The sequence below is a fragment of the Mycobacterium ulcerans subsp. shinshuense genome (assembly GCF_002355775.1).
GTDB classification, from domain to species: domain Bacteria; phylum Actinomycetota; class Actinomycetes; order Mycobacteriales; family Mycobacteriaceae; genus Mycobacterium; species Mycobacterium marinum.
This window is the reverse complement of record NZ_AP017624.1, coordinates 5,035,620-5,061,795: the sequence shown is the minus strand read 5'-3', so window position 1 is coordinate 5,061,795 and position 26,176 is coordinate 5,035,620. Positions and strand designations below refer to the sequence as shown.

20 protein-coding genes and 2 pseudogenes are annotated in these 26,176 nt (G+C 65.1%); 16 read left to right on the top strand and 6 right to left on the bottom strand.

From position 1 onward, the window contains the following. Positions 1-2: 2 nt before the first annotated feature. A pseudogene (locus SHTP_RS22595) lies at positions 3-2,894 on the top strand (type I polyketide synthase); the annotation flags it as partial. Between the two features lie 23 nt (positions 2,895-2,917). Here the strand turns inward: SHTP_RS22595 and SHTP_RS22590 are convergent. After that, on the bottom strand, positions 2,918-3,670 hold the full coding sequence (locus SHTP_RS22590) for an MBL fold metallo-hydrolase (RefSeq protein ID WP_011740723.1): 753 nt from the start codon (positions 3,668-3,670) through the stop codon (positions 2,918-2,920). A 189-nt stretch (positions 3,671-3,859) separates the two neighbouring features. On the opposite strand from SHTP_RS22590, the gene fgd reads away from it, so the two are divergent. The 4 genes and pseudogenes from fgd to SHTP_RS22570 all read left to right on the top strand — a co-directional run bounded on the left by fgd (position 3,860) and on the right by SHTP_RS22570 (position 9,158). Continuing rightward, positions 3,860-4,870 (top strand): glucose-6-phosphate dehydrogenase (coenzyme-F420), encoded by a 1,011-nt coding sequence (gene fgd, locus SHTP_RS22585; protein ID WP_096371835.1) that lies wholly within the window; start codon positions 3,860-3,862, stop codon positions 4,868-4,870. 7 nt (positions 4,871-4,877) lie between these two features. Continuing rightward, positions 4,878-6,963 (top strand): annotated as a pseudogene (gene pta, locus SHTP_RS22580) (phosphate acetyltransferase). Further along, the gene (locus tag SHTP_RS22575; protein WP_096371834.1) at positions 6,953-8,119 is read left to right on the top strand and encodes an acetate kinase; all 1,167 of its coding nucleotides are present in this window, start codon (positions 6,953-6,955) and stop codon (positions 8,117-8,119) included. The pseudogene pta and the gene SHTP_RS22575 overlap by 11 nt, the downstream one beginning before the upstream one ends. Positions 8,120-8,297: 178 nt before the next feature. Beyond that, the gene (locus SHTP_RS22570; protein WP_015354394.1) at positions 8,298-9,158 is read left to right on the top strand and encodes an endonuclease domain-containing protein; all 861 of its coding nucleotides are present in this window, start codon (positions 8,298-8,300) and stop codon (positions 9,156-9,158) included. 124 nt (positions 9,159-9,282) lie between these two features. On the opposite strand, the gene SHTP_RS22565 is transcribed toward SHTP_RS22570, so the two are convergent. The 3 genes from SHTP_RS22565 to glnX are packed head-to-tail and all read right to left on the bottom strand — an operon-like array spanning position 9,283 to position 13,891. After that, positions 9,283-11,586, bottom strand: a complete 2,304-nt coding sequence (locus SHTP_RS22565; RefSeq protein ID WP_096371833.1) for a serine/threonine-protein kinase PknG — start codon at positions 11,584-11,586, stop codon at positions 9,283-9,285. Then, complete coding sequence (locus SHTP_RS22560; protein WP_011740718.1) at positions 11,586-12,572, bottom strand: glutamate ABC transporter substrate-binding protein; 987 nt, start codon at positions 12,570-12,572, stop codon at positions 11,586-11,588. Before SHTP_RS22560 ends, SHTP_RS22565 begins: the two co-directional genes overlap by 1 nt. After that, on the bottom strand, positions 12,572-13,891 hold the full coding sequence (glnX, locus tag SHTP_RS22555) for a protein kinase G-activating protein GlnX (protein WP_012392664.1): 1,320 nt from the start codon (positions 13,889-13,891) through the stop codon (positions 12,572-12,574). The genes SHTP_RS22560 and glnX overlap by 1 nt, the downstream gene beginning before the upstream one ends. Before the next feature lie 151 nt (positions 13,892-14,042). Between glnX and SHTP_RS22550 the strand changes: the two genes are divergently transcribed. Next, positions 14,043-14,666 (top strand): NUDIX hydrolase, encoded by a 624-nt coding sequence (locus SHTP_RS22550; RefSeq protein WP_096371832.1) that lies wholly within the window; start codon positions 14,043-14,045, stop codon positions 14,664-14,666. Here the strand turns inward: SHTP_RS22550 and thiE are convergent. Beyond that, positions 14,638-15,300: a thiamine phosphate synthase gene (gene thiE / locus SHTP_RS22545; RefSeq protein WP_096371831.1), complete on the bottom strand. Its 663-nt coding sequence runs from the start codon at positions 15,298-15,300 to the stop codon at positions 14,638-14,640. The genes SHTP_RS22550 and thiE overlap by 29 nt on opposite strands. 161 nt (positions 15,301-15,461) lie before the next feature. Here thiE and thiO point away from each other — a divergent pair, with 161 nt between their 5' ends. From thiO to SHTP_RS22525, 4 genes are read left to right on the top strand one after another with little or no spacing between them, the layout of a single operon-like run. Then, positions 15,462-16,481, top strand: coding sequence for a glycine oxidase ThiO (gene thiO / locus SHTP_RS22540; protein ID WP_096371830.1), 1,020 nt, complete (start codon positions 15,462-15,464; stop codon positions 16,479-16,481). Then, the gene (gene thiS / locus SHTP_RS22535; protein WP_096371829.1) at positions 16,478-16,675 is read left to right on the top strand and encodes a sulfur carrier protein ThiS; all 198 of its coding nucleotides are present in this window, start codon (positions 16,478-16,480) and stop codon (positions 16,673-16,675) included. The genes thiO and thiS overlap by 4 nt, the downstream gene beginning before the upstream one ends. Further along, entirely contained in the window at positions 16,668-17,462 is a 795-nt protein-coding gene (gene thiG / locus SHTP_RS22530) for a thiazole synthase (protein ID WP_012392668.1), read from the top strand. The genes thiS and thiG overlap by 8 nt, the downstream gene beginning before the upstream one ends. A gap of 17 nt (positions 17,463-17,479) precedes the next feature. Further along, positions 17,480-18,262 (top strand): SGNH/GDSL hydrolase family protein, encoded by a 783-nt coding sequence (locus tag SHTP_RS22525; protein ID WP_036451671.1) that lies wholly within the window; start codon positions 17,480-17,482, stop codon positions 18,260-18,262. Positions 18,263-18,264: 2 nt separating this feature from the next. Here SHTP_RS22525 and SHTP_RS22520 read toward each other — a convergent pair whose 3' ends face one another. After that, positions 18,265-18,789: a serine/threonine protein kinase gene (locus tag SHTP_RS22520; protein ID WP_096371828.1), complete on the bottom strand. Its 525-nt coding sequence runs from the start codon at positions 18,787-18,789 to the stop codon at positions 18,265-18,267. 191 nt (positions 18,790-18,980) lie between these two features. On the opposite strand from SHTP_RS22520, the gene SHTP_RS22515 reads away from it, so the two are divergent. From SHTP_RS22515 to SHTP_RS22490, 6 genes are all read left to right on the top strand, one after another. Beyond that, positions 18,981-20,183 (top strand): ISAs1-like element IS2404/ISMul1 family transposase, encoded by a 1,203-nt coding sequence (locus tag SHTP_RS22515; RefSeq protein WP_420873037.1) that lies wholly within the window; start codon positions 18,981-18,983, stop codon positions 20,181-20,183. Positions 20,184-20,663: 480 nt separating this feature from the next. Then, a complete protein-coding gene (locus tag SHTP_RS22510) occupies positions 20,664-20,996 on the top strand; it encodes a CD225/dispanin family protein (RefSeq protein WP_012392672.1) in 333 nt (110 codons plus the stop codon). A 14-nt stretch (positions 20,997-21,010) separates the two neighbouring features. Continuing rightward, positions 21,011-21,436: a DUF2752 domain-containing protein gene (locus SHTP_RS22505; protein WP_096371826.1), complete on the top strand. Its 426-nt coding sequence runs from the start codon at positions 21,011-21,013 to the stop codon at positions 21,434-21,436. Between the two features lie 132 nt (positions 21,437-21,568). Next, on the top strand, positions 21,569-23,080 hold the full coding sequence (locus SHTP_RS22500; RefSeq protein ID WP_096371825.1) for a M28 family metallopeptidase: 1,512 nt from the start codon (positions 21,569-21,571) through the stop codon (positions 23,078-23,080). Next, positions 23,077-24,549, top strand: coding sequence for a M28 family peptidase (locus SHTP_RS22495; protein WP_096371824.1), 1,473 nt, complete (start codon positions 23,077-23,079; stop codon positions 24,547-24,549). The genes SHTP_RS22500 and SHTP_RS22495 overlap by 4 nt, the downstream gene beginning before the upstream one ends. A gap of 112 nt (positions 24,550-24,661) precedes the next feature. Then, entirely contained in the window at positions 24,662-26,155 is a 1,494-nt protein-coding gene (locus tag SHTP_RS22490; RefSeq protein ID WP_420866627.1) for a neutral zinc metallopeptidase, read from the top strand. The last annotated feature ends 21 nt before the right edge of the window (positions 26,156-26,176 follow it).

Here is a 26,176-nt window from a genome sequence, read left to right as displayed (position 1 = left end):
CTAGCATCAAGCCCAATATCGGGCATCTGGAAGGCGCAGCCGGAATCGCCGGCCTGATAAAGACCGTCTTGATGCTGCAGCGCGGACAGTTGTTGCCCAGCGGCGCGTTTGAGGTTCCGAACCCCAATATTCCGTTCGCAGAATTGGGACTTGCGGTCGTCGAAGAGTTTCAGGAGTGGCCGGCGGTGGTGGGGCGGCCGCGGCGGGCTGGGGTGTCCTCATTCGGTTTTGGTGGCACGAATGCGCATGTGATTGTTGAGCAGGCTGTTGAGCGGGTTGTTGAGCGGGTTGTTGAGGTGGGTCCGGGTGTGTTGGCGTGGGTGGTGTCGGCGCGGACGGCGGCGGGGGTGGGTGCTCAGGCGGGGCGGTTGTTGGAGTTTGTGCGGGCTGGTCGGGAGCTTGATGCGGGGGATGTTGGGTATTCGTTGGTGACGACGCGGTCGTTGTTTGAGCATCGGGCGGTGGTGGTCGGTGCGGGCCGTGATGAGTTGTTGGCGGGGTTGGCTGAGGTGGTTGAGGGCCGTCCGGGTGTTGGGGTGGCTAGTGGTGTGGCGATGCCTGGAGGCAAGACGGTTTTCGTGTTTCCCGGTCAGGGTGCGCAGTGGCTGGGTATGGGTCGGGAGTTGTGTGCGGGGTATCCGGTTTTCGCTGCGGCTTTTGATGCGGTGGTTGCTGAGTTGGATCGGCATTTGGCTCGTCCGTTGCGTGAGGTGGTGTGGGGTGCTGACGCGGAGCTGTTGAACACCACCGAGTTTGCGCAGCCGGCGTTGTTTGCCGTGGAGGTGGCGCTGTATCGGTTGTTGGAATCGTGGGGGATGCGGCCGGGTTTGGTGATGGGCCATTCGGTGGGGGAGTTGAGTGCTGCTCATGTCAGTGGGGTGCTGGATTTAGCGGATGCGGCGTTGTTGGTGGTGATGCGGGGGCGGTTGATGCAGGCGTTGCCCGGTGGTGGGGTGATGTATGCGGTGCAGGCTGGTGAGCAGGAGCTGCGGCCGTTGCTGGGTGAGCAGGTCAGTGTGGCCGCGGTCAATGGTCCGGGGTCGGTGGTGCTTTCCGGTGCCCGGGAGGCGGTCAGTGTGGTCGTGGATCGGTTGGCGGCTCAGGGGCGGCGGGTGCGTCGGCTTGCGGTGTCGCATGCTTTTCATTCGGTGTTGATGGAGCCGATGCTCGAGCAGTTCCGGGCGGTGGCTGATGAGGTGTATGCGGGGCGGCCGGCTATTCCGGTGATCTCGAATGTGACCGGTCAGTTGGTGGCTGAGGATTACGGGTCGGCTGATTATTGGGTGCGCCACATTCGGGAGGCGGTGCGTTTTGCCGACAGTGTGTGTTTCGCGCATTCGGCGGGGGCTACCCGGTTTGTTGAGGTGGGGCCGGCCGGTGGTTTGACGTCGTTGATCGAGGAGTCGTTGGCGCAGGTGTCGGTGGTGGCGGTGCCGACGTTGCGTAAGGATCGGCCCGAGCCTTTCGCTGTGGTGGGCGCGGTGGCGCAGGCGTTTGTCCGGGGTGCGGGTGTGGATTGGGCTTCGGTGTTGGCCGGGTGTGGTGGGCAGCGGGTGGGGTTGCCGACCTATGCCTTTGCCCATGAACGGTTTTGGCTGGCCGATCGGTTCGGGGTGGGGCAGCAGGTTTGTGTTGGGCAGGTGCTCGCCGATGAGGCCGGTCCGGGCGCCCACGAGGCTGCTGGCGCGGCGGTGGGCCAGGGGTTTGCCGCCCGGTTGCAGGGTTTGTCCGATGCCGAGCAGCAGGCGGCGGTGCAGGCGATGGTGTGTGAACACACCGCGGCGGTGTTGGGTCGTGACGGGGCAGCCCAGCTCGATGCCGGGCAGGCGTTTAGCGACGCCGGGCTCACCTCGCTGAGCGCGGTCGAGTTACGTAACCGGCTCAAGACCCTGACCGGGGTAACACTTTCAGCCACCACCGCTTTCGACTACCCCACCCCAACCCAACTAGCCGATCACCTGCTATCGCACCTACACCACCAAAACCCCACCGGTGCAACGCCAGAACTCGATCGAGTCGATGCGCTCACCGACCTGTTTCTTCAAACGTGCGACGCGGGTCGGGATGATGACGGCTGGCAGATCGTCGCGCTGGCGGCCAACGGCCGCGAGCGGATGACCACGCCGGTCCCCAAGCGGGAGTGGAAAGAGGTCGTTCTACTAGCGGGCGGCGGATCGGATGTGGCCGTGGTGTGCCTGCCCACCTTGACAGTCCTGTCCAGTCCGCATGCGTATCTCGATGTTGCGCGTGCGATGGCGGGCCGCCATTCAGTCCACGCTCTTTCGCTACCTGGTTTCGATCCCGACGACGCGTTGCCCCAAGACCGAGAGGTGGTTCTCGAAGGCGCCGCCCAGGCAATCCTTCATGCCGTGGGCGACCATCCGCATTTGGTGCTGGCCGGCTATTCCTCGAGTGGGGTGTTGGCCCATGCCCTCGGCTCCTATCTGGCCGAGCGACACCAACGGACACCGCTCGGAGTCGCCCTCATCGACACCTATCTGCCGAGCCAGATCGTGAACGCCGACAACCCCGATCAGGTCGGCGTCAACGAAACGGGAGCCCTCTTTTCCCGGCGAGTGACCAGCATGGCCCGCGAGCTGGATCAACTGAATGCGACCCGGTTGACCGCTGCCGCAAGCTACGCCGCGCTCTTTGGTACCTGGGAACCCGTCGTGTCGGCTGTTCCGCTGCTCAACATGATCGCGATGGACGAAACAGCTGCCTGCGAGCGGGTGCGCGCAGAACGGATCAATCGCTGGCGAGTCGCCACCGCAGAGGCTTCCTACTCTGTGGTTGAAGTCCCCGGTGATCATTTCGACATGATCACCACATCCAGTGATGCGACAACGACGGCGCTTCACGGGTGGATTTCTGGATTGATCCGCGCCGGGTAAAGGGCGCGATCCCAGACGCCGGCTCAGCGTTGGGCGCGAGCCCGGGCCTCCTCTGTGGCCAACCGAATTGGCCCGCGCCAGAGGCTCCCATGGCCGGGCGCCAAGGTGTCTGCTTCCACCTGGGCCAGCGTGGACAGGCTGCGGATGCACCTTTCCTGGACCTTGCTGAACACCGCCGGTAGCAGTTGGGGCCCCCGATGGCGCAGCATGGGATGACCGGTGATCAGTGCGTCGCCGCTGGCTAGTACGCCGTCGACCAGATATGAGCAATGTCCGCTGGTGTGACCCGGCGTGGGAATGGGTATCGGGTGACCTGGCAGGGCCGCAGCCACTTCGGCGCTCAGGGCCTGCGTGCTCGGAACGCCGGCGCGCCGTAGGCCGCCCCTAAACACCAGATGAATGCCCCACAACGCGGTGCGTGGGCGCCAACTGCGCAACACGACGTCGAGCGGCGAGGCGCTCTCGTGGTACTCGCGCTTGGCGTGCCCGACTTCGTTGGCATCGCAGTACACCGGGGTGCCGTGCTGGGCGGCGAACCAGATCGCGGTGCCCAGGTGATCGATGTGGGCGTGAGTCAGCAGGATCGCGCGTACGTCGCCGGGGCCGTAGCCCAGCGTGCGCAGCGACGTCAGCACGTTGTTGCGGTCGCCGGGATAGCCGGCATCGATCAGCATGACACCGGTCTCGTCGGTGACCAGCACCCAGTTGACCGCGGGTCCTTGGGCGAGATGGACCTTGTCGGTGACCTGGACGAGCTCCGTGCGCTGGTGGGGCATGCCCGCGAGTGTAGGACGGGCGCGGCGGGTCGCGACCGAGGGCGTGGAGCGATCGCGAGCGCGGCGGAGCCGGGCGCGGCGGGTCGCGACCGAGGGCGTGGAGCGATCGCGAGCGCGGCGGAGCCGGGCGCGGCGGGTCGCGACCGAGGTTCTACTCCCAGCCCGAGGGCCTAGGAGTAGAAAGAACTAGTGGCTGAACTGAAACTCGGATACAAGGCATCGGCCGAACAATTTGCGCCGCGTGAGCTCGTCGAGCTTGCCGTGGCCGCCGAAGCGCACGGCATGGACAGCGCCACCGTCAGCGACCACTTTCAGCCGTGGCGTCACGAAGGTGGGCACGCCCCGTTCTCGCTGGCCTGGATGACTGCGGTGGGCGAGCGGACCAAACGGATGCAGTTGGGGACCTCGGTGCTGACCCCCACCTTCCGCTACAACCCCGCCGTCATCGCCCAGGCGTTTGCCACCATGGGCTGTCTCTACCCGAACCGGATCTTCCTCGGCGTTGGTACCGGTGAGGCGCTGAACGAGGTTGCCACCGGCTACCAGGGCGTCTGGCCCGAATTCAAGGAGCGATTCGCCCGGCTACGCGAATCGGTGCGGTTGATGCGCAAACTGTGGCGCGGCGACCGCGTCGACTTCGACGGCGAGTACTACCGGCTCCGAGGGGCTTCGATCTACGACGTGCCGGAAGGGGGAGTGCCGGTCTACATCGCCGCGGGCGGTCCGGCGGTGGCCAAGTATGCGGGCCGTGCCGGCGACGGTTTTATCTGCACCTCCGGCAAGGGCGAGGACCTCTACAGCGAGAAGCTGATGCCAGCGGTCCGCGAAGGCGCCGCGATCAACAACCGCAATATCGACGACATCGACAAGATGATCGAAATCAAGATCTCCTACGACCCCGATCCTGAACTGGCCTTGAACAACACTCGGTTCTGGGCGCCGCTGTCGCTGAGCGCCGAGCAGAAGCGCAGCATCGGGGACCCGATCGAGATGGAGGCGGCCGCCGAAGCACTGCCCATCGAGCAGATTGCCAAGCGCTGGATCGTGGCCTCGGACCCCGACGAAGCCGTCGAGAAGGTCGGCCAGTACGTGGCCTGGGGTCTGAACCATCTGGTGTTGCACGCGCCCGGCCACGACCAGCTCCGGTTCCTGGAACTGTTCGAAAAGGACCTGGCCCCCAGATTGCGGCGACTTGGCTGACCAACAGGTGTCGACCGGCTCGGGCGCCACCGGCATATACATCGCCGCCCCGGAACCGGAGAGCGGCAAGTCAACCATTGCCCTGGGTATCCTGCACAGATTGGCCGCCACCGTGGCCAAGGTCGGTGTGTTCCGGCCGATCACCCGCCGCGGCGAGCGGCGTGACTACATTCTCGAATTGCTGCTGGAGCAGACCACTGCCGGACTGTCCTACGAGCAATGCGTCGGCGTCACCTACCAACAGCTGCACGACGACCTCGAAGCCGCGATAGCGGACATCGTCGCCGCCTACCACGCGATGGCCGATGCGTGCGACGCGGTGGTGATCGTCGGCAGCGACTACACCGACGTCACTACGCCCACCGAGCTGTCGGTCAACGCGCGCATCGCGGTCAACCTCGGAGCCCCGGTGCTGCCGGCCGTGAGCGCATAAGGCCGTGACGCGGATCAGGTCTCCGGAGTCGTCGCGGTGTGCCTGGCCGAGCTGGCCGCACAGCACGCCCACACCGCGGCCGTGGTGGCCAACCGATGTGAGCCCGCGCAGTTGGCGGCCGTCGGTGATGCGTTGCGGGCCTTCGCCTCGCCCAGCTATGTGCTGCCCGAAGAACAGTTGTTGTCCGCGCCGACGGTGTCCGAGTTGGAGAAGTCCGTCAACGGAACACCGATCAGTGGCGATGCCTCGCTGTGGGGCCGGGAGATCACCAGCCTGCTGGTCGCCGGGATGACCGCCGATCATGTGCTGGAGCGGCTGCGTGACGGCATGGCCGTGATAGCTCCCGGTGACCGCTCCGATGTGGTGCTCGCCGTGGCCAGTGCCCATGCGGCCGAGGGCTTTCCATCGCTTTCCTGGATCGTCCTCAATGGCGGGTTCGAGTTGCACCCGTCGATCGCCTCGCTGGTTGCCGGGCTGCGGCTGCGACTGCCCATCATCGGAACCGATCTGGGCACCTTTGAAACCGCCAGCGCTGCCGCGACGGCTCGCGGCCGGGTCAAGGCGACGTCGCAGCGCAAGATCGACACCGCTCTGGGATTGATGGACCGCTACGTTGACATCGAGGATCTGTTGGCGAAGCTTGCGATCCCGATCCCGACGGTCACCACACCGCAGATGTTCATGTACCGCGTGCAGCAGCAGGCGCGTTCGGATCGCCAGCGCATCGTCTTGCCCGAAGGTGAAGACGACCGGATTCTCAAATCCGCTGGGCGGCTATTGCAGCGCAACGTTGCCGATTTGACCATTCTCGGTGACGAGGCCGAAATCCGTTTGCGTGCGGCTGAACTCGGTGTCAGCGCTGGATAGCGCCACGGTGATCGACCCGCGTACCAGTAGCTTGTGCAACGAGTTCGCCGATCAGTATGCGCAGCTGCGTAAGGCCAAGGGGATCACCCACGAGCAGGACCGCGAGATCATGAACGACGCAACCTATTTCGATACCATGCTGGTATACAACGGCATGGCCGACGGCATGGTTTCCGGCGCCGCACATACCACGGCCCACACGGTTCGCCCCGCGCTGCAGATCATCAGAACCGTTCCGGGCGTGTCCACCGTCTCCAGCATCTTCTTGATGTGCCTGCCCGATCGGGTGCTGGCCTACGGTGACTGCGCGATCATCCCGAACCCGACCGTCGAGGAGCTGGCCGATATCGCTGTCTGTTCGGCGCGCACCGCCGCGCAGTTCGGCGTCGAGCCGCGAGTGGCCATGCTCTCCTACTCCACCGGCGCATCGGGATCCGGGGCGGACGTCGACAAGGTAAGAGCGGCAACCGAACTAGTGCGCGAAAGGGATCCGCAGCTAATGATGGAAGGCCCCATCCAGTACGACGCCGCGGTGGACCTGTCGGTCGCGGCTACCAAAATGCGCGATTCTGCGGTTGCCGGCCGGGCGACGGTGCTGATCTTCCCGGATCTCAACACCGGCAACAACACCTATAAGGCGGTGCAGCGCAGCGCCGGTGCGGTGGCGATCGGCCCGGTACTGCAGGTCCTGCGCAAGCCGGTCAACGACTTGTCCCGGGGTGCTCTGGTGGAGGACATTGTCAACACCGTCGCTATCACCGCAATTCAAGCTCAGGGTGTTCATGAGCGCTAGCCGTCCGAATCGTGTTGTGCTGGTCCTCAACTCTGGATCCTCATCCCTGAAGTTTCAGCTCGTCGAACCCGATTCAGGTATGTCACGGGCGACCGGAAACATCGAGCGCATCGGCGAAGAATCGTCATCGGTGCCCGACCACGACGCGGCCCTGCGCCGAGTGTTCGAGATCTTGGCCGAAGACGACATCGACCTTCAGTCCTGCGGCCTGGTCGCGGTGGGGCATCGGGTAGTGCACGGCGGCAAGGACTTTTACGAACCGACGTTGCTATCCGATGCGGTGATCGGCAAGCTCGATGAGCTATCGCCGCTGGCCCCGCTGCACAATCCGCCCGCGGTGTTGTGCATCAGGGTGGCGCGTGCGTTGCTGCCCGACGTACCGCACATCGCGGTCTTCGACACCGCCTTCTTTCACCAGCTCCCGCCCGCGGCGGCCACCTACGCCATCGATCGCGAGTTGGCGGACGTCTGGAAAATTCGCCGCTATGGCTTTCACGGGACATCCCATGAGTACGTCAGCCAACAGGCCGCGGAGTTCCTGGGCAAGCCTATTGGTGGTCTGAATCAGATTGTGCTGCATCTGGGTAACGGCGCGTCGGCTTCAGCGGTTGCGGGAGGACGGCCGGTGGAGACGTCGATGGGTCTGACGCCGCTGGAGGGTTTGGTGATGGGCACCCGCAGTGGTGACTTGGACCCCGGGGTTATTGGATATCTTTGGCGCACCGCAAAGTTGGGTGTTGATGAGATCGAATCAATGCTTAACCACCGGTCCGGGATGTTGGGGTTGGCAGGCGAGCGGGACTTTCGCCGGCTGAGGGCAATGATCGACGACGGCGACCCGGCGGCTGAATTGGCTTACGACGTCTTCATTCACCGGCTGAGCAAGTACGTTGGCGCTTACCTGGCGGTGCTGGGCCACACCGACGTGGTGAGCTTTACCGCCGGGATCGGCGAGCACGACGCGGCGGTGCGCCGAGACGCCCTGGCCGGGATGGCCGAACTGGGGATCAGCCTGGATGAGGGGCGTAACGCCTGCCCGTCCGGTGGCGCGCGCCGGATCTCCGCCGACGACTCGCCGGTCACCGTTTTGGTGATACCGACCAACGAAGAACTGGCTATTGCCCGGCATTGCTGCTCGGTGTTGGTCGCCGTATAGGAAGCCGAGCGCGGGAGAACTGTGAGCGTGCGTCCAGGGCTTTGAGCGTGCCTGTCGGGCGGAATCTGCCCAGCCGCGGTGCCGTCGGCGCACGCCCGAAGCCCACAGCGCATACTCGATGCCGAACCTGTGCAAAGACGAAGACGCCGAACGCGGTTGGCGTGCGAGTCTTCGCGTCATGTGTGATTTGAGAGCTCCGTTTATCGGTAGTAAGGCACTGGCGTGTGGAGCGGTTACGCGCCATCAATTGCGGACCCGGTACCGGCCGGTCCTGCCGAACGTCTATCTGTCCGCCGGGGTGCACCCGTGCCTGCAGAGCAGGATTGCCGCCGCCTGGCTGTGGTCGCGCGGTTCGGCGACGGTCGGCGGTGCGGCGGCAGCGGCCTTGCACGGCGCGAAGTGGATTCCCGAGGACGTCCCGGTTGAGCTGATCTGTGCTCGCTCCCGCCCACCTCGTGGCGTGCTGACCCGCCGCGACGTGCTGATCGATGGCGAAACTCAGTTCCTGGGCGGGTACTCGGTCACCACGGCCGAGCGCACCGCTTTCGACATCGGCCGCCGTGGAGCCATGCGTTCGGCGGTGGTACGGCTGGACGCGCTGGCGCGCGCAACCGGGTTCACGGTGGCCGATGTGCTGCAGGTCGCCAGAAACCACCGCGGAACTCGTGGATTGCGGCAACTGGAGACCGCGCTGGAATTGGTCGACCCGGGAGCACAGTCGCCGCGAGAGAGCTATCTGAGGCTGTTCCTGATCGACGCCGGACTTCCTCGGCCTCAGACCCAGCTGCCCGTGCTGGGCGTCAACGGTATGCCCGTCGCGTATCTCGACATGGGGTGGGAGCGGTACATGGTGGCCGTCGAATACGACGGCGATCACCATCGCAGCGACCGCCAGCAGTACGTCAAAGACATTCGGCGCGGTGAAATGCTCGAGCGGATGGGGTGGATCGTCATACGGGTGGTGGCCGAGGACCGCCGCGTCGATATCCTGCGCCGGGTGACCGCTGCCCTGGCTGAGCGCAGATCGGCCGTGCCGTAGCGAGTTTGACTGCGCGTGTGCGGCTTCGAAGGTGCCGGCAGGGATATGGTTCCCGGATTTTTACGCCCGGATCGCACACCCGAGTCCACCGACACACACCCGATGTAAAGAGCGTGAGCGCACCCTAGAACGTGCTGGTGGGCCGCACCTTGTTGGCCATGTCGACCAGGGTGTAGCGGTGCCGCTGGGTGGGGGCGACGCGGGCCAGGCTGCGCAGCGAGGCCTCCACGCCCAGCCGGAGCCCGTGATCGGTGAAGGGAAAGCCAAGGATGTGGTTGGTGCTGGCCTCGTTGTCCTGCAACCAGTCCATCGCGCCGCCCAGTACCAGGGCGCGGATCTGCAGCACACGCGGTTCGGTAGGTGGCAGTGCCTCGACTCTGCGTGCGGCGTCGCGGATCTGTTCTTCGGTGATCTCGCCGTGCGACCGTCCCGAGAGCAGGGTCACCGCACTGGTCAACCGCGCCGTGGTGAAATGCCTCGAGCTAGGTGGGACTTCATCGAGGGTGCGTACCGCACCGGCGCGTTCGCCTTGCGCGGAAAGGGTTCTGGCCAGTCCGAATGCCGCCGAGATGACGCCGTCGTTGGTGCTCCACACGGTCTGGTAGAAGTTGGTCCCGTCGGTGTATCCGGCCAGTTCGGCGGTCGCGGCCAGCGCCAGTTTGGGCGCAAGTTCACCCGGGAAGGTGTCCAGAACTTCGGTGAAGTGTTTGATCGCGGCGTCATAGGCGCCAGTGAGTAACTCGGAGACGGCCCGGTACCAGACCAGCCGCCAGCGCCAGCCCACCCGCTCGGACAGGTCGTCGAGTTTGCGGGTGGCCTTGGCGACGTCGCCGAGATCCAGCAGGGCACGAACCTCCATCAGCGGCAGTTCCACCGATTCGGAGAGGTCGGCGCCGTCGGAGTCCAGCGCGCCGTGTCGGGCGGCGCGCAGTGAGTCCAGGGTCTGGACGGGCTGGGAGAGCACCGTCGCCTGCAGGACGGAGGCCGCGACGTCGGTCCGATCGACCAGCGGTACCTGCAGTGCCGTCACGATCTCCTTGGCGGTCAGCTTCTCCGAATGCACCTGACCGTCCTGATATACGTCAGTGTGCGCGACCAGCAGGTCAACCCCAAACGTCGAGCGGCTGGGGCTGAACACTGTCGACAGGCCGGGGCGGGGGACCCCGGTGTCTTGGGCAACCACCTCGCGCAAGACACCCATCAGCTGCCCGGACATCTCCTCGGCGCTGGCGAACCGCCGCCGTGGGTCCGGGTCGATGGCGCGGCGCAGCAGGCGGCCGAACGAGTCGTAGCTGGCCAGCACCGGATCGTCGTCGGGCAATCCATCGAGGTAGCGGCCATTGCGGGTAGGCAGGTTCAAGGTGAGCGCGGCCAGCGTGCGCCCCACCGTGTAGATGTCGGTGGCCACGGTGGGGCCGGTCCGCACGATCTCGGGCGCCTGGAAGCCGGGAGTGACATAGAGGTAACCGAAGGAGTTGATCCGCGACACCGCACCCAGGTCGATGAGCTTGAGCTGCTCTTCGGTGAGCATGATGTTCTCCGGCTTCAAGTCGTTGTAGACCAGGCCGAGAGCATGCAGGTAGGCCAATGCCGGAAGGATTTCCAGGAGATAGGCGATCGCCTCGGAGACCGGAAGCTTCTCGCCCTTGCGCCGTTTGAGCGACCGCCCGCCGACGTACTCCATGACGATGTAGCCGACCGGATCCCCGTGCTTGTCGGTGTGCTCGACGAAGTTGAAGATCTGCACGATCGACGGGTGGACCACCTCGGCGAGGAACTGTCGCTCCGCCATTGCGATGGCCTGGGCCTCGGCATCGCCCGAATGCACCAGGCCTTTGAGCACGACTGGCCGGTCGTTGACGTTGCGGTCCAGGGCCAGGTATATCCAGCCCATTCCGCCGTGCGCGATGCAGCCCTTGACCTCGTACTGGCCGGCAATGGTGTCACCGGGGCTGAGCTGGGGCAAGAAGGAATACGGGCTGCCGCAATACGGGCACCAGCCTTCCGATGCCCCCTTGGTCTCCGAGTCGCTGCGGCCGACCGGACGCCCGCAGTTCCAGCAGAACCGCTTGGCTTCCGGGACTACCGGATCGGTCATCAGCGCTTTGAGCGGATCGGTATCGGGCACCCTCGGGATCTCGACGAGGCCGCCGCCGAGTCGTCGGACCGGTAGCCGCGCTCGCGTCGCGGCCGCCAGCGGTCCCTGCGGCTGCATATCGAGGGTGCCCAGCGTGATGTCGTCTTCGTCGTCATCGTCGAAATTCGGCCGGAACAGTGCCTGGGTGCCGATCGGCCGGCTCCAGGCGGCCGCGCCGGTCTGCACGTCGGCCGGCTGCGTTCCGGGGCCCGCTTCCTGTTCGTCTTCGGCGGGCCGCGGATTCTCGGTTCCCGACGTGTCTTGCAGGCCCTTCTTGACCGCCTCGGCCATCAGTCCACGTACCTAGGCCGGGGCGGTGCGGGCGCCGGCCCGAGCACCGACAACCATTTGCGGTAGAGCGTGTTCCAGGTCCCGTCATTGCGGATGCGTTCGAGCGTGCCATTGACGAATCGGACGAGTCCGGTGTTGTCCAGATTGATCCCGATGCCGTAGGGCTGATTGGCCATGTTTGGCCCGACGATATGCAGGTAGGGATCCTCTTCCACCAGCCCGGCCAGGATCGTGTCATCGGTACTGACGGCGTCGATCTCGCGTTGCTGCAGTGCCACCAGGCAGTCAGCCCAGTTCACCACCGACACGATGACCGGCGGCGGTGCGATCTCGCGGATGCGGCGCAACGACGTGGTGCCGCGGGCCACGCAGACTCGCTTGCCGGACAGGTCGGACACCTTGAAAATCGGCGAGTCGCGTGAGGTCAGAATCCGCTGGTTGGCGTCGAGGTAGACGGTGGAAAAGTTCACCAGCTTGCGCCGCTCGCAAGTGATCGTCATGGTCTTGACCACCACGTCGACCTGGGAGCTCTGCAGCGCGGTGATGCGTTCGGCCGCCGACAAGATCCGGTACTCGACATGGGTGGGGCCGCCGAAGATGTCGCGTGCCACTTCGCTGGCGATGTCGACGTCGAAGCCGGTGATCTCGCCGGTGATCGGGTCGCGGAAACTGAACAGGTTGCTGCCGATGTCGAGTCCGACGATCAGCCTTCCCCGCGCGCGGATGTCGGCCACCGCGGCGTCGGCCTCGGCTTTGGTGGGAAAGGGGCGCAGGCTGGCGGTGGGATCGCAGTCCTGGCTGGAGCTGTCCGCTGGAAGCGGAGGCTCCGGCGGCATGACTTCCATGCCGACCGGGGTGGGCAGCGGCAGGGTGGGCGTCGACTCGACTTTCAGCGGCTCGGAGTGACCACACCCGTCCAGCGTGATGACCAGGGCGAGCACTGCGAGCGCAGATGCCGCCCTCCGGAGTCCGGGCAGGCGCCTCATCAGCGATATTCTTTCAGCCTGGGCCACAGACCGAGGGCCACCGCGATCGCGGCGCTCAAGCTCAGCACGACACCACCCATTTGGGCGCCGGCCAATCCTCGGCGCGCGTTGCGGACGTCGGTACGCAGGTGATTGCGGCTTTGATCCATGGCCCTGGTCAGCGCTTCGTCGAGCTTGTCGAAAGCCGGGGTGGAATCGTCCTCACTCTCGCCCAGTGCCACCTGGGTAGCGGCACGATAGTTGCCGACCGAGATGTAGGAGTTGATCCGGTCGTTGGCCTGTTGCCAGCGCACCAACAGCTGTTCGGCGCCCTGTAAGTCGGGCTTGTCGACCGCATCGGGGCGGGCCATGTACTCGTCGAGCTGGCGATGCATGTCCTCGATGCGCTGGTAGAAGGATTGCTTGCGGACCTCTTGATCACCGCGCCGGATCAGCGACAGCGTTTCATCGGCTCGTGCCTGCTGGGCGGTGATGGCCAAGTTGGTGACCGTCTTGAGGGACTCGGCCGCGGTGTCTTTAGCGATACGGCTCGCGGCCGTTGAGAGTGTCAGCGCAGTTCCTACCCACACCACCATGACGAGAATACCGAGCGCTCCGACCACAAGGCCGGGGTTGATTCGTCGCCTGGTCCGGCGGGCCAGCCAGCGGTGCGCGAATGCGCCGAACGCCACCGTGGTGGCAACGACGAGGATCACCGGAGCCGGGATCTGGGTGGACGCGGTGGTCTCGCTGTCCACTCGCGTCGATGTCGCTTCGTAGAGCTGTTGCGCGTCGGGCAGGATCGTCGACTGCATCAGTCCCGATGCTTCGGACAGATACGAGGACCCGACCGGGTTACCCGCTCGGTTGTTGGTGCGCGCGATCTCGACGAGTCCGGTATAGACGGACAACTCGGCGTTGATTCGGCCCAGCAGCTGCACCAGCGATTCATCGGTGAGGCCGCTGGACGCGCGGGTCACCGCCACCGACGCGTCGGTGATGGCCTGTTCGTAGCGGAGCCGGACGGCGCGGGGTTCGGCCTGTGCGATGAATGCGGTGGCCGCCGCGGCGTCAGCCACCGACAGCGTGGTGTAGAGCCGTCCGGCCGCGAACGAGAGCGGCTCGGTGTGGTCGAGCACCGTGGTCAGCACCTGCTGGCGGTGGTTGATGGTCGTCGAGGTGGCAAACGCGCTGGCAACGCCAAGCGCCGCCAACACGATGCCAATCGTCAGAATGCGCCCGGGCGTTGTCGAGACGAACCACCAGCGGGGATGGGCCGGCTCGGCCGGTGACCGCGATCCCAGCGGTTCGGTCGACGGGTGTGCCAACTCAACCGTCACGTCTGCTTGGACCTCGTCTTTCGGCCGTGTCAGTAAACCGTATAAGCGGATTCTAAGAGAATGTTCCGACAGATGCCGGTGGCGACGGACCAAATTTGGCCCCCAAATTCCCCGGAACTTCGTTGAACCTCCGCCTGCCTATCCTTGATCCGTGCGGGGCGACGGCGACGGTTGGGTCATCTCCGAGAGCGGTGTGCACTACTGGGGCCGATTTGGCTCGGCCGGGCTGCTGCTTCGAGCGCCGCGACCCGACGGCACCGCAGCCGTGTTGTTGCAGCATCGAGCGTTCTGGAGCCATCAAGGCGGCACCTGGGGCTTGCCGGGGGGCGCCCGCGACAGCCACGAGACTCCGGAACAGACGGCGCTGCGCGAAGCCCACGAAGAGGCACGACTGCCGGCCGAGCGGCTGACCGTGCGGGCGGTGACGGTGACGGCCAGGCCCAGCGGCACCGCATGGACCTACACGACGGTGATCGCCGACACCCGGGAGTTGCTGCACGCGGTCCCCGATCGGGAGAGCGCGGAGCTACGCTGGGTTGCCGAGGCCGAAGTGGTGGACTTTCCGTTGCATCCCGGATTTGCCGCCAGTTGGCAGGGGCTGCGCTGCGCCCCGGTGACCGTGCCGCTGGCGCGGGGCGATCAACGTCGTGAACTCCTGCCGCGCACTGTGGAGGTTGAGCCGGGCGTTTTCGTCTGGTGCATGCCCGGGGACGCCGATCAGGTGCCCTCGCAGCTGAGTCCGCGGGTCATATCGCTGCTAGAAGCTCTGACTTGAGCTTTGCCGCGGCCTCCCGCGGGTCGTCGGCCGCGGTAATCGCCCGCACCACCACGATCCGTCGGGCACCGGCGGCGAGAACCTCGGGCAGGCGCACCCCGTCGATGCCGCCGATGGCAAACCACGGTTTGGCGCCGGCGACGTCGGCGGCGAAACGGACCAAGTCCAGGCCCGGCGCCGTGCGGCCCGGCTTGGTCGGGGTGGGCCAGCAGGGCCCGACGCAGAAATAGTCGACCGCCCCGATCGCGGCCGCGGAAACCTGGTCGCGGTCATGAGTGGATTGGCCGATCAGCGTGGCCGGTCCGGTGATTGCGCGTGCCACGTCGACCGGAAGGTCACGCTGACCGAGGTGCAGCACGTCGGCGCGCGCCGAGCGGGCGATATCGGCGCGGTCGTTGACCGCGAACATGGCTGCGTGTCGAGCGGCCGCGTCGGCCAGGATCTCGCAGGCGGCGAGCTCGTCACGCGCTTCGAGGGGGCCAAACCGCTGTTCACCGGCCGAACCTTTGTCGCGCAGCTGGATGATGTCGACACCGCCGGCCAGGGCGGCGTCAGCGAAATCAGCCAGGTCACCGCGCTCACGGCGGGCATCGGTGCACAGATAAAGCCTTGCGGTAGCCAGTCGGGAGTGCACACCGAGACGTTAGCGCGCTAGCTTAGAACCGGAGCGCAACCCTGAAGAACACGGGAGTCCCGGGTAACCAGCGGGGCTGAGAGTGGGCACAGCCGGTGTACAACCGGGCCTGTCCTGACCGTCACACCTGATCCGGGTCATGCCGGCGAAGGGAGCAGTAGATGTCATCCCCATCCATGGGGTCGCTGGCTGTCATTGGTGGCGGCGTTATTGGCCTGTCGGTGGCACGGCGGGCAGCACAGGCCGGATGGGCCGTGCGGGTACATCGCCGTGCCGAACCGGGCGCCTCCTGGGCAGCCGGTGGAATGCTTGCCCCGCACAGCGAGGGTTGGCCCGGTGAAGAACGGTTGCTGCGGCTCGGGCTGGAGTCGCTGCGGCTGTGGCACGAGAGCGGCTTTCTGGACGGGCTGCCACCGCAGGTGGTTACCGCGCGGGAATCGCTGGTGGTGGCGGTGGACCGAGCCGATGTCGCTGACCTGCGCACCGTCGCGGATTGGTTGTCCGAGCAGGGGCACCCGATGAGTTGGGAATCGGCCGCCCGCGATGTCGAACCCCTGCTGGCCCAGGGCATCCGGCACGGCTTCCGTGCCACCACCGAGCTGGCGGTGGATAATCGCGCCCTGCTCGACGCACTGGCCGTCGACTGTGAGCGACGTGGCGTCACCTGGGCGGGGCCGGTCGCCGATTTGTCCGATGCCACCGGTGACGCGGTGGTGATTGCCAATGGCATCGACGCTCCCGCCTTGTGGCCGGGCCTGCCGGTTCGTCCGGTGAAGGGTGAGGTGCTGCGGTTGCGTTGGAGAAAGGGTTGTATGCCTTTGCTGCAGCGGGTGGTACGCGCCCGCGTACACGGGCGCCAGGTGTATTTGGTGCCGCGCGCGGATGGGGTGGTGGTGGGGGCGACCCAGTATGAGCACGGACGTGACTTGGCCCCGGTGGCGTCGGGCGTGCGTGACCTGCTCGAGGATGCTTGTGCGGTAATGCCGGCCCTCGGCGAGTACGAGTTGGCTGAGTGCACAGCCGGATTGCGTCCGATGACACCGGACAACCTGCCCATCGTGGGCCGCCTGGACGCACGCACGCTGGTGGCCGCGGGCCTAGGCCGATCGGGATTCCTGTTGGCACCGTGGACCGCCGAGCAGATCGTGTCCGAGCTTGTTCCGATCGGAGCGCACTCATGATCGTCGTTGTCAACGAGCGCCGTGTCGAGGTCGAGGAGCAGACCACCGTGGCCGCGTTGTTGCAGTCGTTGGGTTTCCCCGATCGGGGCATCGCGGTGGCATTGGACTTGGCGGTGCTGCCACGATCTGGCTGGGCGACAGAGCTTTCCGAAGGTGATCGACTCGAGGTGGTAACGGCGGTGCAAGGTGGTTGAGTCCAAGCTGACGATCGCCGACCGCAGCTTTGCTTCGCGGCTCATCATGGGCACCGGGGGAGCGAGCAATCTGGCGGTGCTGCAGGAGGCGCTGGTGGCTTCGGGTACCGAACTCACCACCGTCGCGATCCGCCGGGTTGACGCCGAGGGCGGCACCGGACTGCTCGACCTGCTCAACCGGCTCGGGATCACGCCGTTACCCAACACCGCCGGGTGCCGCAGCGCGGCCGAGGCGGTGCTGACCGCGCAATTGGCTCGCGAGGCGCTCGCCACCAATTGGGTAAAGCTCGAGGTGATCGCCGACGAACGCACCTTGTTGCCCGATGCGATTGAATTGGTCAGAGCGGCAGAACAGTTGGTCGACGACGGCTTCGTCGTGCTGCCCTACACCAATGACGACCCGGTGCTGGCCCGTCGCCTGGAAGACACCGGTTGCGCGGCAGTGATGCCGCTGGGATCGCCGATCGGGACCGGCCTGGGGATCACCAACCCGCACAACATCGAGATGATCGTTGCCAGCGCGGGTGTTCCCGTGGTTCTGGATGCGGGTATCGGCACCGCCAGTGATGCGGCGCTGGCGATGGAATTGGGTTGTGACGCCGTGCTGTTGGCCACCGCGGTGACGCGGGCGGCGGACCCGGCGGCGATGGCCGCGGCGATGTCGGCCGCCGTCACCGCCGGCTACCTGGCGCGTCGTGCCGGCCGGATACCGAAGCGCTTCTGGGCCCAGGCGTCGAGCCCCACCCTGGTGACGACGCAGTCACCCGGTGCGGAGTCGGGTAATTGAGTTCCATCCCCACGGCGATGAAACGTTATGTCGCCCTCGGTAGTTCGATGGCGGCAGGTCCAGGCATCTCCCCGCGCGCACCGGGCGCGCCTCGGGGATCGGGGCGATCGGCACGTAACTACCCGCACCTGGTGGCCGAACGACTGAATCTGGATCTGGTCGACGTCACCTACTCGGGTGCGACCACCGCTGCCGTGCTGACCGACAACCAGCGGGGGGCGCCGCCCCAGATCTGCGCATTGGACGGATCGGAAGCCCTGGTAACAGTCACCATCGGGGGCAACGACGTCGGCTACATCCCGTTGCTGATAGTCGCCTCGCTGCCCAACTTCGCGCGGCGACTACCGATGCTTCGCGGCTGGGTAGCAGATCTGCTTGACCGTGACGCCCGGGATCGTGCCCTGGCAACGGTATTCGATTCACTGTGTGAGGTTGGCCGTTCGATACGGAAGCGATCTCCAAGTGCCCGGGTTCTGTTTGTCGACTATCTGACGTTGTTGCCGCCGGCGGGAGTTGGCGCCCCGCCGTTGTCCGAGGCCGACGCGGCGCTTGGTCGCCATGTCGCCGAAACGCTGGAGCGACTCACCGCCGAGGCCGCCGTCGAGACGGGTTGCGAGATCGTGCGTGCCGCGGCGGCCAGCCGCGACCATCACGCGTGGTCGGTGCAACCCTGGGCGGAAAAAACCGGGAGACTCGCGAGATACGTTGTCCCGCTGCCGGGCCGGCCTGCGCCACTTCACCCTAACGAGGCCGGGATGCACGCGGTGGCGCGGGCGATCACAGCGCAGTGGGGGCGGTGAGGTCAGCCGTTGTTCTGCCACCACCGGTAGAGCGAGGGCACGTCGGTATTGGCGCCACGTATGTCGCTGAGAACGTTTTTGGCATCGGTGGTCCAGATGATCTCGGCCGCACCGTCGTGGGTGCCGCAGGCCACCTGTCCAGCTGTCCCGGAGGTGCCCTGGTGCCAGGTGGTGGGTGACTGGTTCTCCCCACAGGAGGTCAGTGTCTCGTCGTTGAGACCTGCTTTGAACTTGCCGTTCATGGCGTCGGTGTTGGCAAACAGGATGTACCTGGCCTCAGCGGGTCCGGCGGAGTCGGCGCTCTGGTCGCACACGAGTTCGGCCAGCTCGCCTGGGTTGATGGGTTGGGGGGCGCAATTGGTGAGGTCGTAGCCCTTCGACAATGACTCGGCAAGCGTGTCCACATCGGCCGGGTTGCCGTTGTCGGGTTCTGCGCTTGCGGTACCGATGCCAATACCTAGGTAGGCGAAGCTTCCCATCAGTGCGGCAGCCGTGGCGGCGCGCAGCACGGTGGTGAGGTGAGTCATCCATGACTCCTTCGGGTCGTCGGGGCGAGGCGGATTCACGCTGGCACCCAGGGCTCCGGCGTTGTTGATTAGCAGGCTTGTGAGCTGGGTTGATGATCTTTGGTGCCGCGCTATTGGGGCCGGAGTGTAGGCACGGGCTATCTGGAGAACGATCGAGTTGGTTACTGTTCGTCGTTGGTCTGGAGTTGCTCGTGCCTACCGTTTCAGTATTGCCTGTGTCGTCGGTTCCAGAGGTGTTCGACCGCTGGAGTCCTGGTGAGCGCAGCGAGCTCATCGGATCGGAGTTTCTCGATGTGTTGGCCTCGGTGCCAGACCCGAGGGACTCACGCGGTCGGAGGTATTCGCTGATGGCTTTGTTGGCGATCGCGGTTCTGGCCACTGCCGCGGGGATGCGCGGCTATGCTGGTTTTGCCACATGGGCGGCCACCGCTCCCGATGATGTGTTGGCCCAATTAGGGGTCCGGTTCCGGCGGCCCAGTGAGAAGACCTTCCGCGCTGTTTTGTCTCGGCTAGACCCCGCCGACCTCAACGCCAGGATGGGCAGTTACTTCACTGCACACGTGGCCAGCAGCGACCCCAGTGGATTGGTGCCGATCGCGTTGGACGGCAAGATGCTGCGTGGTGCTTTACGCGCCAAAGCGACAGCCACGCATCTCGTGTCGGTGTTCGCCCACCGTGCCCGATTGGTGCTCGGTCAACTCGCTGTCGCCGAGAAAAGCAATGAAATTCCCTGCGTACGTGCCCTGCTCACGCTGCTGCCGGGTAGCTTGCGGTGGCTGGTCACCGTGGATGCGATGCATACCCAGGTCGTCACCGCGAAGTTGATCTGCGCCACCTTGAAGTCGCACTACCTGATGATCGTCAAGTCCAACCAAGCCAAAATACTTGCGCGTATCACCGCGCTGCCCTGGACCGAGGTGCCCGCAGCCGCTACCGACGACTCCCGCGGCCACGGCCGTGTCGAGACCCGCACCCTGCAAATCATCACCGCTGCACGAGGAATCGGCTTCCCCTACGCAAAACAAATCATCCGGATCACTCGTGAACGCTTGATCACCGCCACCGACCAGCGCAGCGTGGAGGTGGTCTATGCCATCTGCAGCCTGCCGTTCGAGCACGCCCGCCCTACCGCGATCATGACCTGGATGCGTCAACACTGGGGAATCGAGAACAGCCTGCACTGGATACGCGACGTCACCTTCGACGAAGACCGTCAAAGGGCACATACCGGAAACGGCGCACAGGTCCTAGCAACGCTACGCAACACCGCGATCAATCTGCACCGCCTCAACGGCGCCGACAACATCGCCGAAGCCTGCCGGATCACCGCTTTGACCGCCAACCGCCGCCTAGACCTCCTCAATCCACAATTCCCCAGCTCACAAGCCTGCTAATCAACAACGCCGGAGCCCTGCGCTGGCACCCAGGAGTTTATTTGTGTTGCACATGGGAAAACAGACCCTTTCCGGCAATTGGCGGCATGACGATGTGACCATGCAACATGTTCCGATAGCAATTGTTTGTCTTGGAATCGATAGTGATACGCGGTGCACGCGCTCGTATTCGCGACTGTTTCGAGGTACCTCCAGGCGAGCCCCGGCGCGAGCTGATGTCTCGCTGAAATAACAAGGGGAGCAGTCTATTTAGTGGATACTCCGGGGCGGAGAAACCGGCGTCGAGGCTCGGCCGAACGGGCCTGGTTCAGGCTCCGGCGCGGCGGCCAAGCGGGGCCGAAAATTTCGACGAGTGCATGGGTGCTTGGACCGCAGATGCGTGGCCGCACAATTTGCTCGTAGTTGCTGCCATCGAGACGGTCACTCCGGTATGGTAAGCACCGCTTTACGTCAGCTAACTTCTCTTGATCTGGAGAATCCATGACACAGCCACCACCGCCCGGATACCCGCCGCAGCAGCCGCCTGCCGGGCAGCAACCCGACAACTATTTGGTCTGGTCCATTCTGGTGACGTTGTTCTGCTGTCTTCCCCTCGGGATCGTTGCGATCGTCAAGTCCACGCAGGTGAGTGGCTTGTGGGCGCAAGGGCGTTACGCGGAGGCCCAAGCGGCTGCTGACTCTGCCAAGAAGTTCACCATGTGGTCGGCGATCGCCGGGATCATCGTGTTCGTCATCTACGGCATCCTGATGGCCGTGGGCGCGCTGAACGCGGGGACGTCGAACGCTGCGATGCTCGCGGCGGGGATGTTCTAAGCAGGGTTGAGTTCATGGTGACCCACCAAGGGGCGGTCCGGCTGAGTCTGGGCGCGCCGCTGTTGGTGGCGGCGTCCACGACATTGGTGTGCGCCGCCATCTGGGTGGGGGATCCAACCACTCCGCACGGCCCACTACCGGTGTGTCCCACCAAGGCACTACTGGGAATTGACTGCCCGGGCTGCGGCAGCCTGAGAATGCTGTACAGCCTGATGCAGGGCGATCTGTTGGCCGCAGCCAGATTCAACGCGCTTGGTCTGGCGGCCACAGCGCTCTTGGTGTGGGCCTACCTGGTTTGGACGTACGGTCGTTTGGTTGGCCGGCGAATAGGCGGTTGGCAACGCAGTCGCTGGGCAGCACCAGTGACGTTGTCGCTGGTGCTGGTCTGGTTCGTGGTGCGCAACATACCGGTTGCGCCGTTCAACGCGCTGTTCGTCTGATTTGATTTGGTACGCCACGAAAGCCGTATCCGCTTGTGCGGGTGCGGCTTTCGCAATAGGGAAGGGTTCACGCCCCGGTCCGGCGGCCGGTCAAGCGGCGAAGCGCATCCGATGCGGTCTAATCTGGGCGCGATGGTGAAAAAATCACGGACCATGCCGGCGATGGTTGCCGTGGCTGTTGTTGCTTTCCTTGTGGTGGGTTGCGTTCGCTGGTCGACGCAGATGCAGACACAACCGCAGCCTGCTATCAGCAACCCCGCCGCAGCCGAGTTCGCCGAGGCGTTACGCAATCGGGTGACCACCGAGGCCATGATGGGGCACCTGACCAAGTTGCAGGAGATCGCCGACGCGAACAACGGCACGCGGGCGGTGGGCACGCCTGGCTATGAGGCCAGTGTCGACTATGTGGTCAACATCCTGCGCAACAGTGGTTTTGACGTGCAGACGCCCGAGTTTTCGGCCCGGGTGTTCCATTCCGAAAAGGGAACGGTGGACGTCGGCGGGATGACCGCGGAGGCGCACGCGCTGGAGTACAGTCTCGGCACCCCGCCGGACGGGGTAACCGGGCCGTTGCTGCTCGCGCCGTCGGATGACAGCCCGGGTTGCACTCCCTCCGACTACGACAACCTGCCGGTCAAAGGCGCGGTGGTACTGGTGGACCGCGGCGAGTGTCAGTTCGCTGAGAAAGAAGACGCCGCCGCGCAGCGCGGCGCCGTTGCACTGATCATCGCCGACAATGTCGACGAGCAGATGATGGGCGGCACCTTGGGGGTGAACACCGACGTCAAGATCCCGGTAGTGAGTGTCACCAAGTCGGTGGGGCTGCAGCTGCGCGGCAAGTCCGGGCCCGCGACGATCAAGCTCACGGCGAGCAGTCAGAGCTTCAAGGCCCGCAACGTCATTGCTCAGACCAAGACGGGGTCTACCAGCGATGTCGTGATGGCGGGTGCGCATCTGGACAGCGTGCCGCAGGGGCCAGGCATCAACGACAACGGTTCGGGCGTGGCTGCGGTATTGGAAACCGCGGTACAGCTGGGTAATTCGCCACACGTGCACAACGCTGTTCGCGTTGCGTTCTGGGGCGCCGAGGAGCTGGGCCTGATTGGATCGCGCAACTACGTCCAGTCCCTGGACCTCGATGAGCTCAAGAACATTGCGCTGTATCTGAACTTCGACATGCTGGCCTCGCCCAATCCCGGATATTTCACCTATGACGGTGATCAGTCGCTACCGCTGGATGAGCGCGGCCAGCCGGTGGTGCCCGAAGGTTCGGCGGGAATCGAGCGCACTCTGGTCTCCTATCTCAGGTTGTCCGGCAAGATCGCGCAGGACACCTCGTTTGACGGTCGTTCCGACTACGACGGATTCACCTTGGCGGGGATCCCGTCGGGCGGCCTGTTTTCCGGTGCTGAGGTCAAAATGACCGAGGAACAGGCAAAGCTGTGGGGCGGCACCGCCGATGAGCCCTTCGATCCCAACTATCACCAGAAATCCGACACCATCGACCACATCGACCGCACGTCGCTGGGCATCCAGGGAGGCGGCGTGGCCTACGCCGTGGGTTTGTACGCGCAAGACCTGACCGGCCGAAACGGCGTTCCAGTCATCGGGGACCGTACCCGCCACGTGCTCGCCAAACCATGATCCGGGCAACGGTGCAGCGTTTCGGCGCGACACTGGTACTGGCTTGTGCGTTGGCGGGATGCGCGGCGCCTAAATCACTACCCCCGACCGCGGCGCCGGACCTCAGTCGTGACCTGGCGGCAAAGGTCACCGGCGACGGCATGTTTGCGCATCTGCGGGCGCTGCAGACAGTCGCCGACTCAAACGGCGGAAATCGGGCAACGGGGACACCGGGTTACGACGCAAGCCTCGACTACGTGGTGAAAGCGTTAAAGGCCAAAGGATTTGAGGTAACCACCCCGGAATTCCATCGGTTGTACACCGTGTCGGAGGGGAAACCGACACTGACGGTCGCCGGCCGCAGCTATTCGGTGGACCAGGCCTCGCTGCTGGTCCAGACGCCACCGGGCGGGCTGGCCGGACCGGCGGTCCGGCCGAGCCGGTCAGACGGTTGCGCCGTAGCCGACTACCCGCCAGCGCTGCCCGACAACGCGATCGCCGTGGTCGACGATACGGGGTGTTCGGTGGTCGATAAGCACAACAGTGCGGTGGCCAAGGGCGCTGCCGGGCTGATCGTGATCAGTGCGGCACCGGATCGGGGAAGCTCGGCCAACCTGTTCGGTCCCGGTTACTACAACCAACTCAAGGTGCCGGTCGCGGTGGTCGGCGCCAGCGGCGCCGCCGCCCTGGCCCGCACCAACGCGCCGATCCGGCTGGTGCTCGATACCGAGAACATCCAGATCAAGTCCCGGAATGTGCTGGCACAAACCAAAACCGGCACGCCGGATGAGGTGGTCATGGTCGGCGCGCGCCTGGACAGCCCGCCGGGAAGTCCGGGGATCAACTCCGCGGGTTCCGGGGTGGCCGCTGTGCTGGAAACGGCGTTGCAGTTGGGTCCGCTGCCGCCGGTGACCAATGCGGTGCGGTTCGCTTTCTGGGGGGACGGGATCAATGGCGCCATGGACTACGTCTTCGGAATGGATAGCGAACAGCTCAACAGCATCGCGTTGTATTTGAACTTCGACATGCTTGGATCCCCCAACGCCGGCTATTTCACCGATGACGGTGATCAGTCCGGTCTGCCCGGGACCGGCGTGAGATCGGCAGATGTGCCGGAAGGCTCAGCGGCCATTGAGCGGACGTTGGCCGGGTATTTGAACCTGGCGGGAAAGCGCCCAGCGGACATGCCGCTGAGTATCAGGTCCGACTACCACCCGTTTCTGGTGGCGGGGGTGCCGATCGGGGGCATGACCACCGGCGCCTCGCAGACGAAAACTACTGTGCAGGCCAGGCTTTGGGGTGGACAGGCCGGTGTCGCGTTCGATCCCGAGTATCTGAGCGTCGGCGACACCATCGACAACATCAACAGACAGGCATTGGAGGTCATGGGCTCGGGAGTGGCGTTCGCGGTGGGGGCGTATGCGGAGTCCATCAGGGGTGTCAACGGCGTCACCCCGCACGACAAGCGCCACCGCGCGCGAGTGTCGTGATGATGGCCGACATCGCTCGTCGGCGCATTCCGACGGTAACCGCAGGGCAACCGAACTAGGATAATTTCCTTTGTTGCTGCCGTGCAGACCAGTGTGGGACGGGGTTGGTCGAATGGATAATCGCGGGCGGAAATGGCTTGGTGTGCGTCGGTCGCGCCACAGCGGGCTGATCGCCTCGCTGTGGGCGGCCACGGCCTTCCTGACAGCACTGTTGGTGGTGGCTGGCTGTACCACGATCGTCGACGGACGTGCGCTGTCGATCCTCAACGATCCGTTCCGGGTCGGGGGTCTACCCGCGACCAACGGGCCTAGCGGCCCTCGGCCGGATGGACCCCCGCCTACCGGCACGGTGATCAATACCAACAACGGCCCGATCGACAAGCTCTCGCTACTGTCGGTCAACGACATCCAGGACTACTGGAAAGCCAACTACGAGCCCCTGCAGGGCACGTTCAGGCCGGTCAGCAAACTGGTGTCCTACGACTCCAACGACCCCAACAGCCGGATTGTCTGCCACAACGACACCTACGAGCTGGTCAACGCCTTCTTGCCCTCCCGCTGCAACATGATCGCCTGGGACCGCGGCGTCTTCATGCCGGTGGCGCAGGAGTATTTCGGTGAGATCTCGGTGACTGGCGTGCTGGCGCATGAGTTTGGGCATGCCCTGCAGGTGATGGCCAAGCTGGTCACCAGGCGCGACCCCACCATCGTCCGTGAGCAGCAGGCGGACTGCTTCGCGGGCGTCTATCTGTACTGGGTGGCCGAAGGTAAGTCGCCCCGGTTCCGGTTGAGCACCGCGGACGGGCTTGACCACGTGCTCGCCGGGATCATCACGACGCGGGACCCGGTGATGGATACCGATGAACAAAACGACGACGAGCATGGGTCGGCGCTGGACCGGGTCAGCGCGTTTCAGATGGGCTTTCTCAGCGGCACCCCCGCCTGTGCGGCGATCAACGAGTCGGAGATCGTGCGACGCCGCGGAGATCTGCCGACCGGCTTGCGGGTGGACAGCAGCGGGAACCCGGAGACCGGTGAGGTACCGATCAATCAGGACACCTTGACCACGCTGATGGAGCTGCTGGGCAAGATCTTCTCGCCGACGGATCCGCCGACGTTGTCCTATCAGCAGGCCGGTTGTCCGGACGCGAAACCCAGCCCACCGGCGTCCTATTGCCCGGCTACCAACACCATTACGGTCGACCTGCCCGCCCTGGCCGCGATCGGCAAGGTCGCCGACTCCAAACAGCACAGCCTGCCGCAAGGCGACGACACCGCACTGTCCATCGTGATGTCGCGATACGCGCTGTCAGTGCAGCATCAACGTGATCTGCCGATGCAGAGCCCGTGGACTGCGCTGCGGACCGCGTGCCTGACCGGAGTCGAGCATCGCGAGATGGCCGAGCCCATCGAGTTGCCGTCCGGGCAGCAACTCGTCCTCACCGCCGGGGACCTCGACGAAGCGGTTTCAGGGCTGCTTACCAACCGCATGGTCGCCAGTGATGCCGACGGAATCAGCGTGCCGGCCGGGTTCACCCGGATCGCCGCGTTCCGTGCCGGAGTCAGTGGCGACATGGAGGTGTGCTACTCCCGGTATCCGGGATAACGCTTCGGCGCGCGATCAACG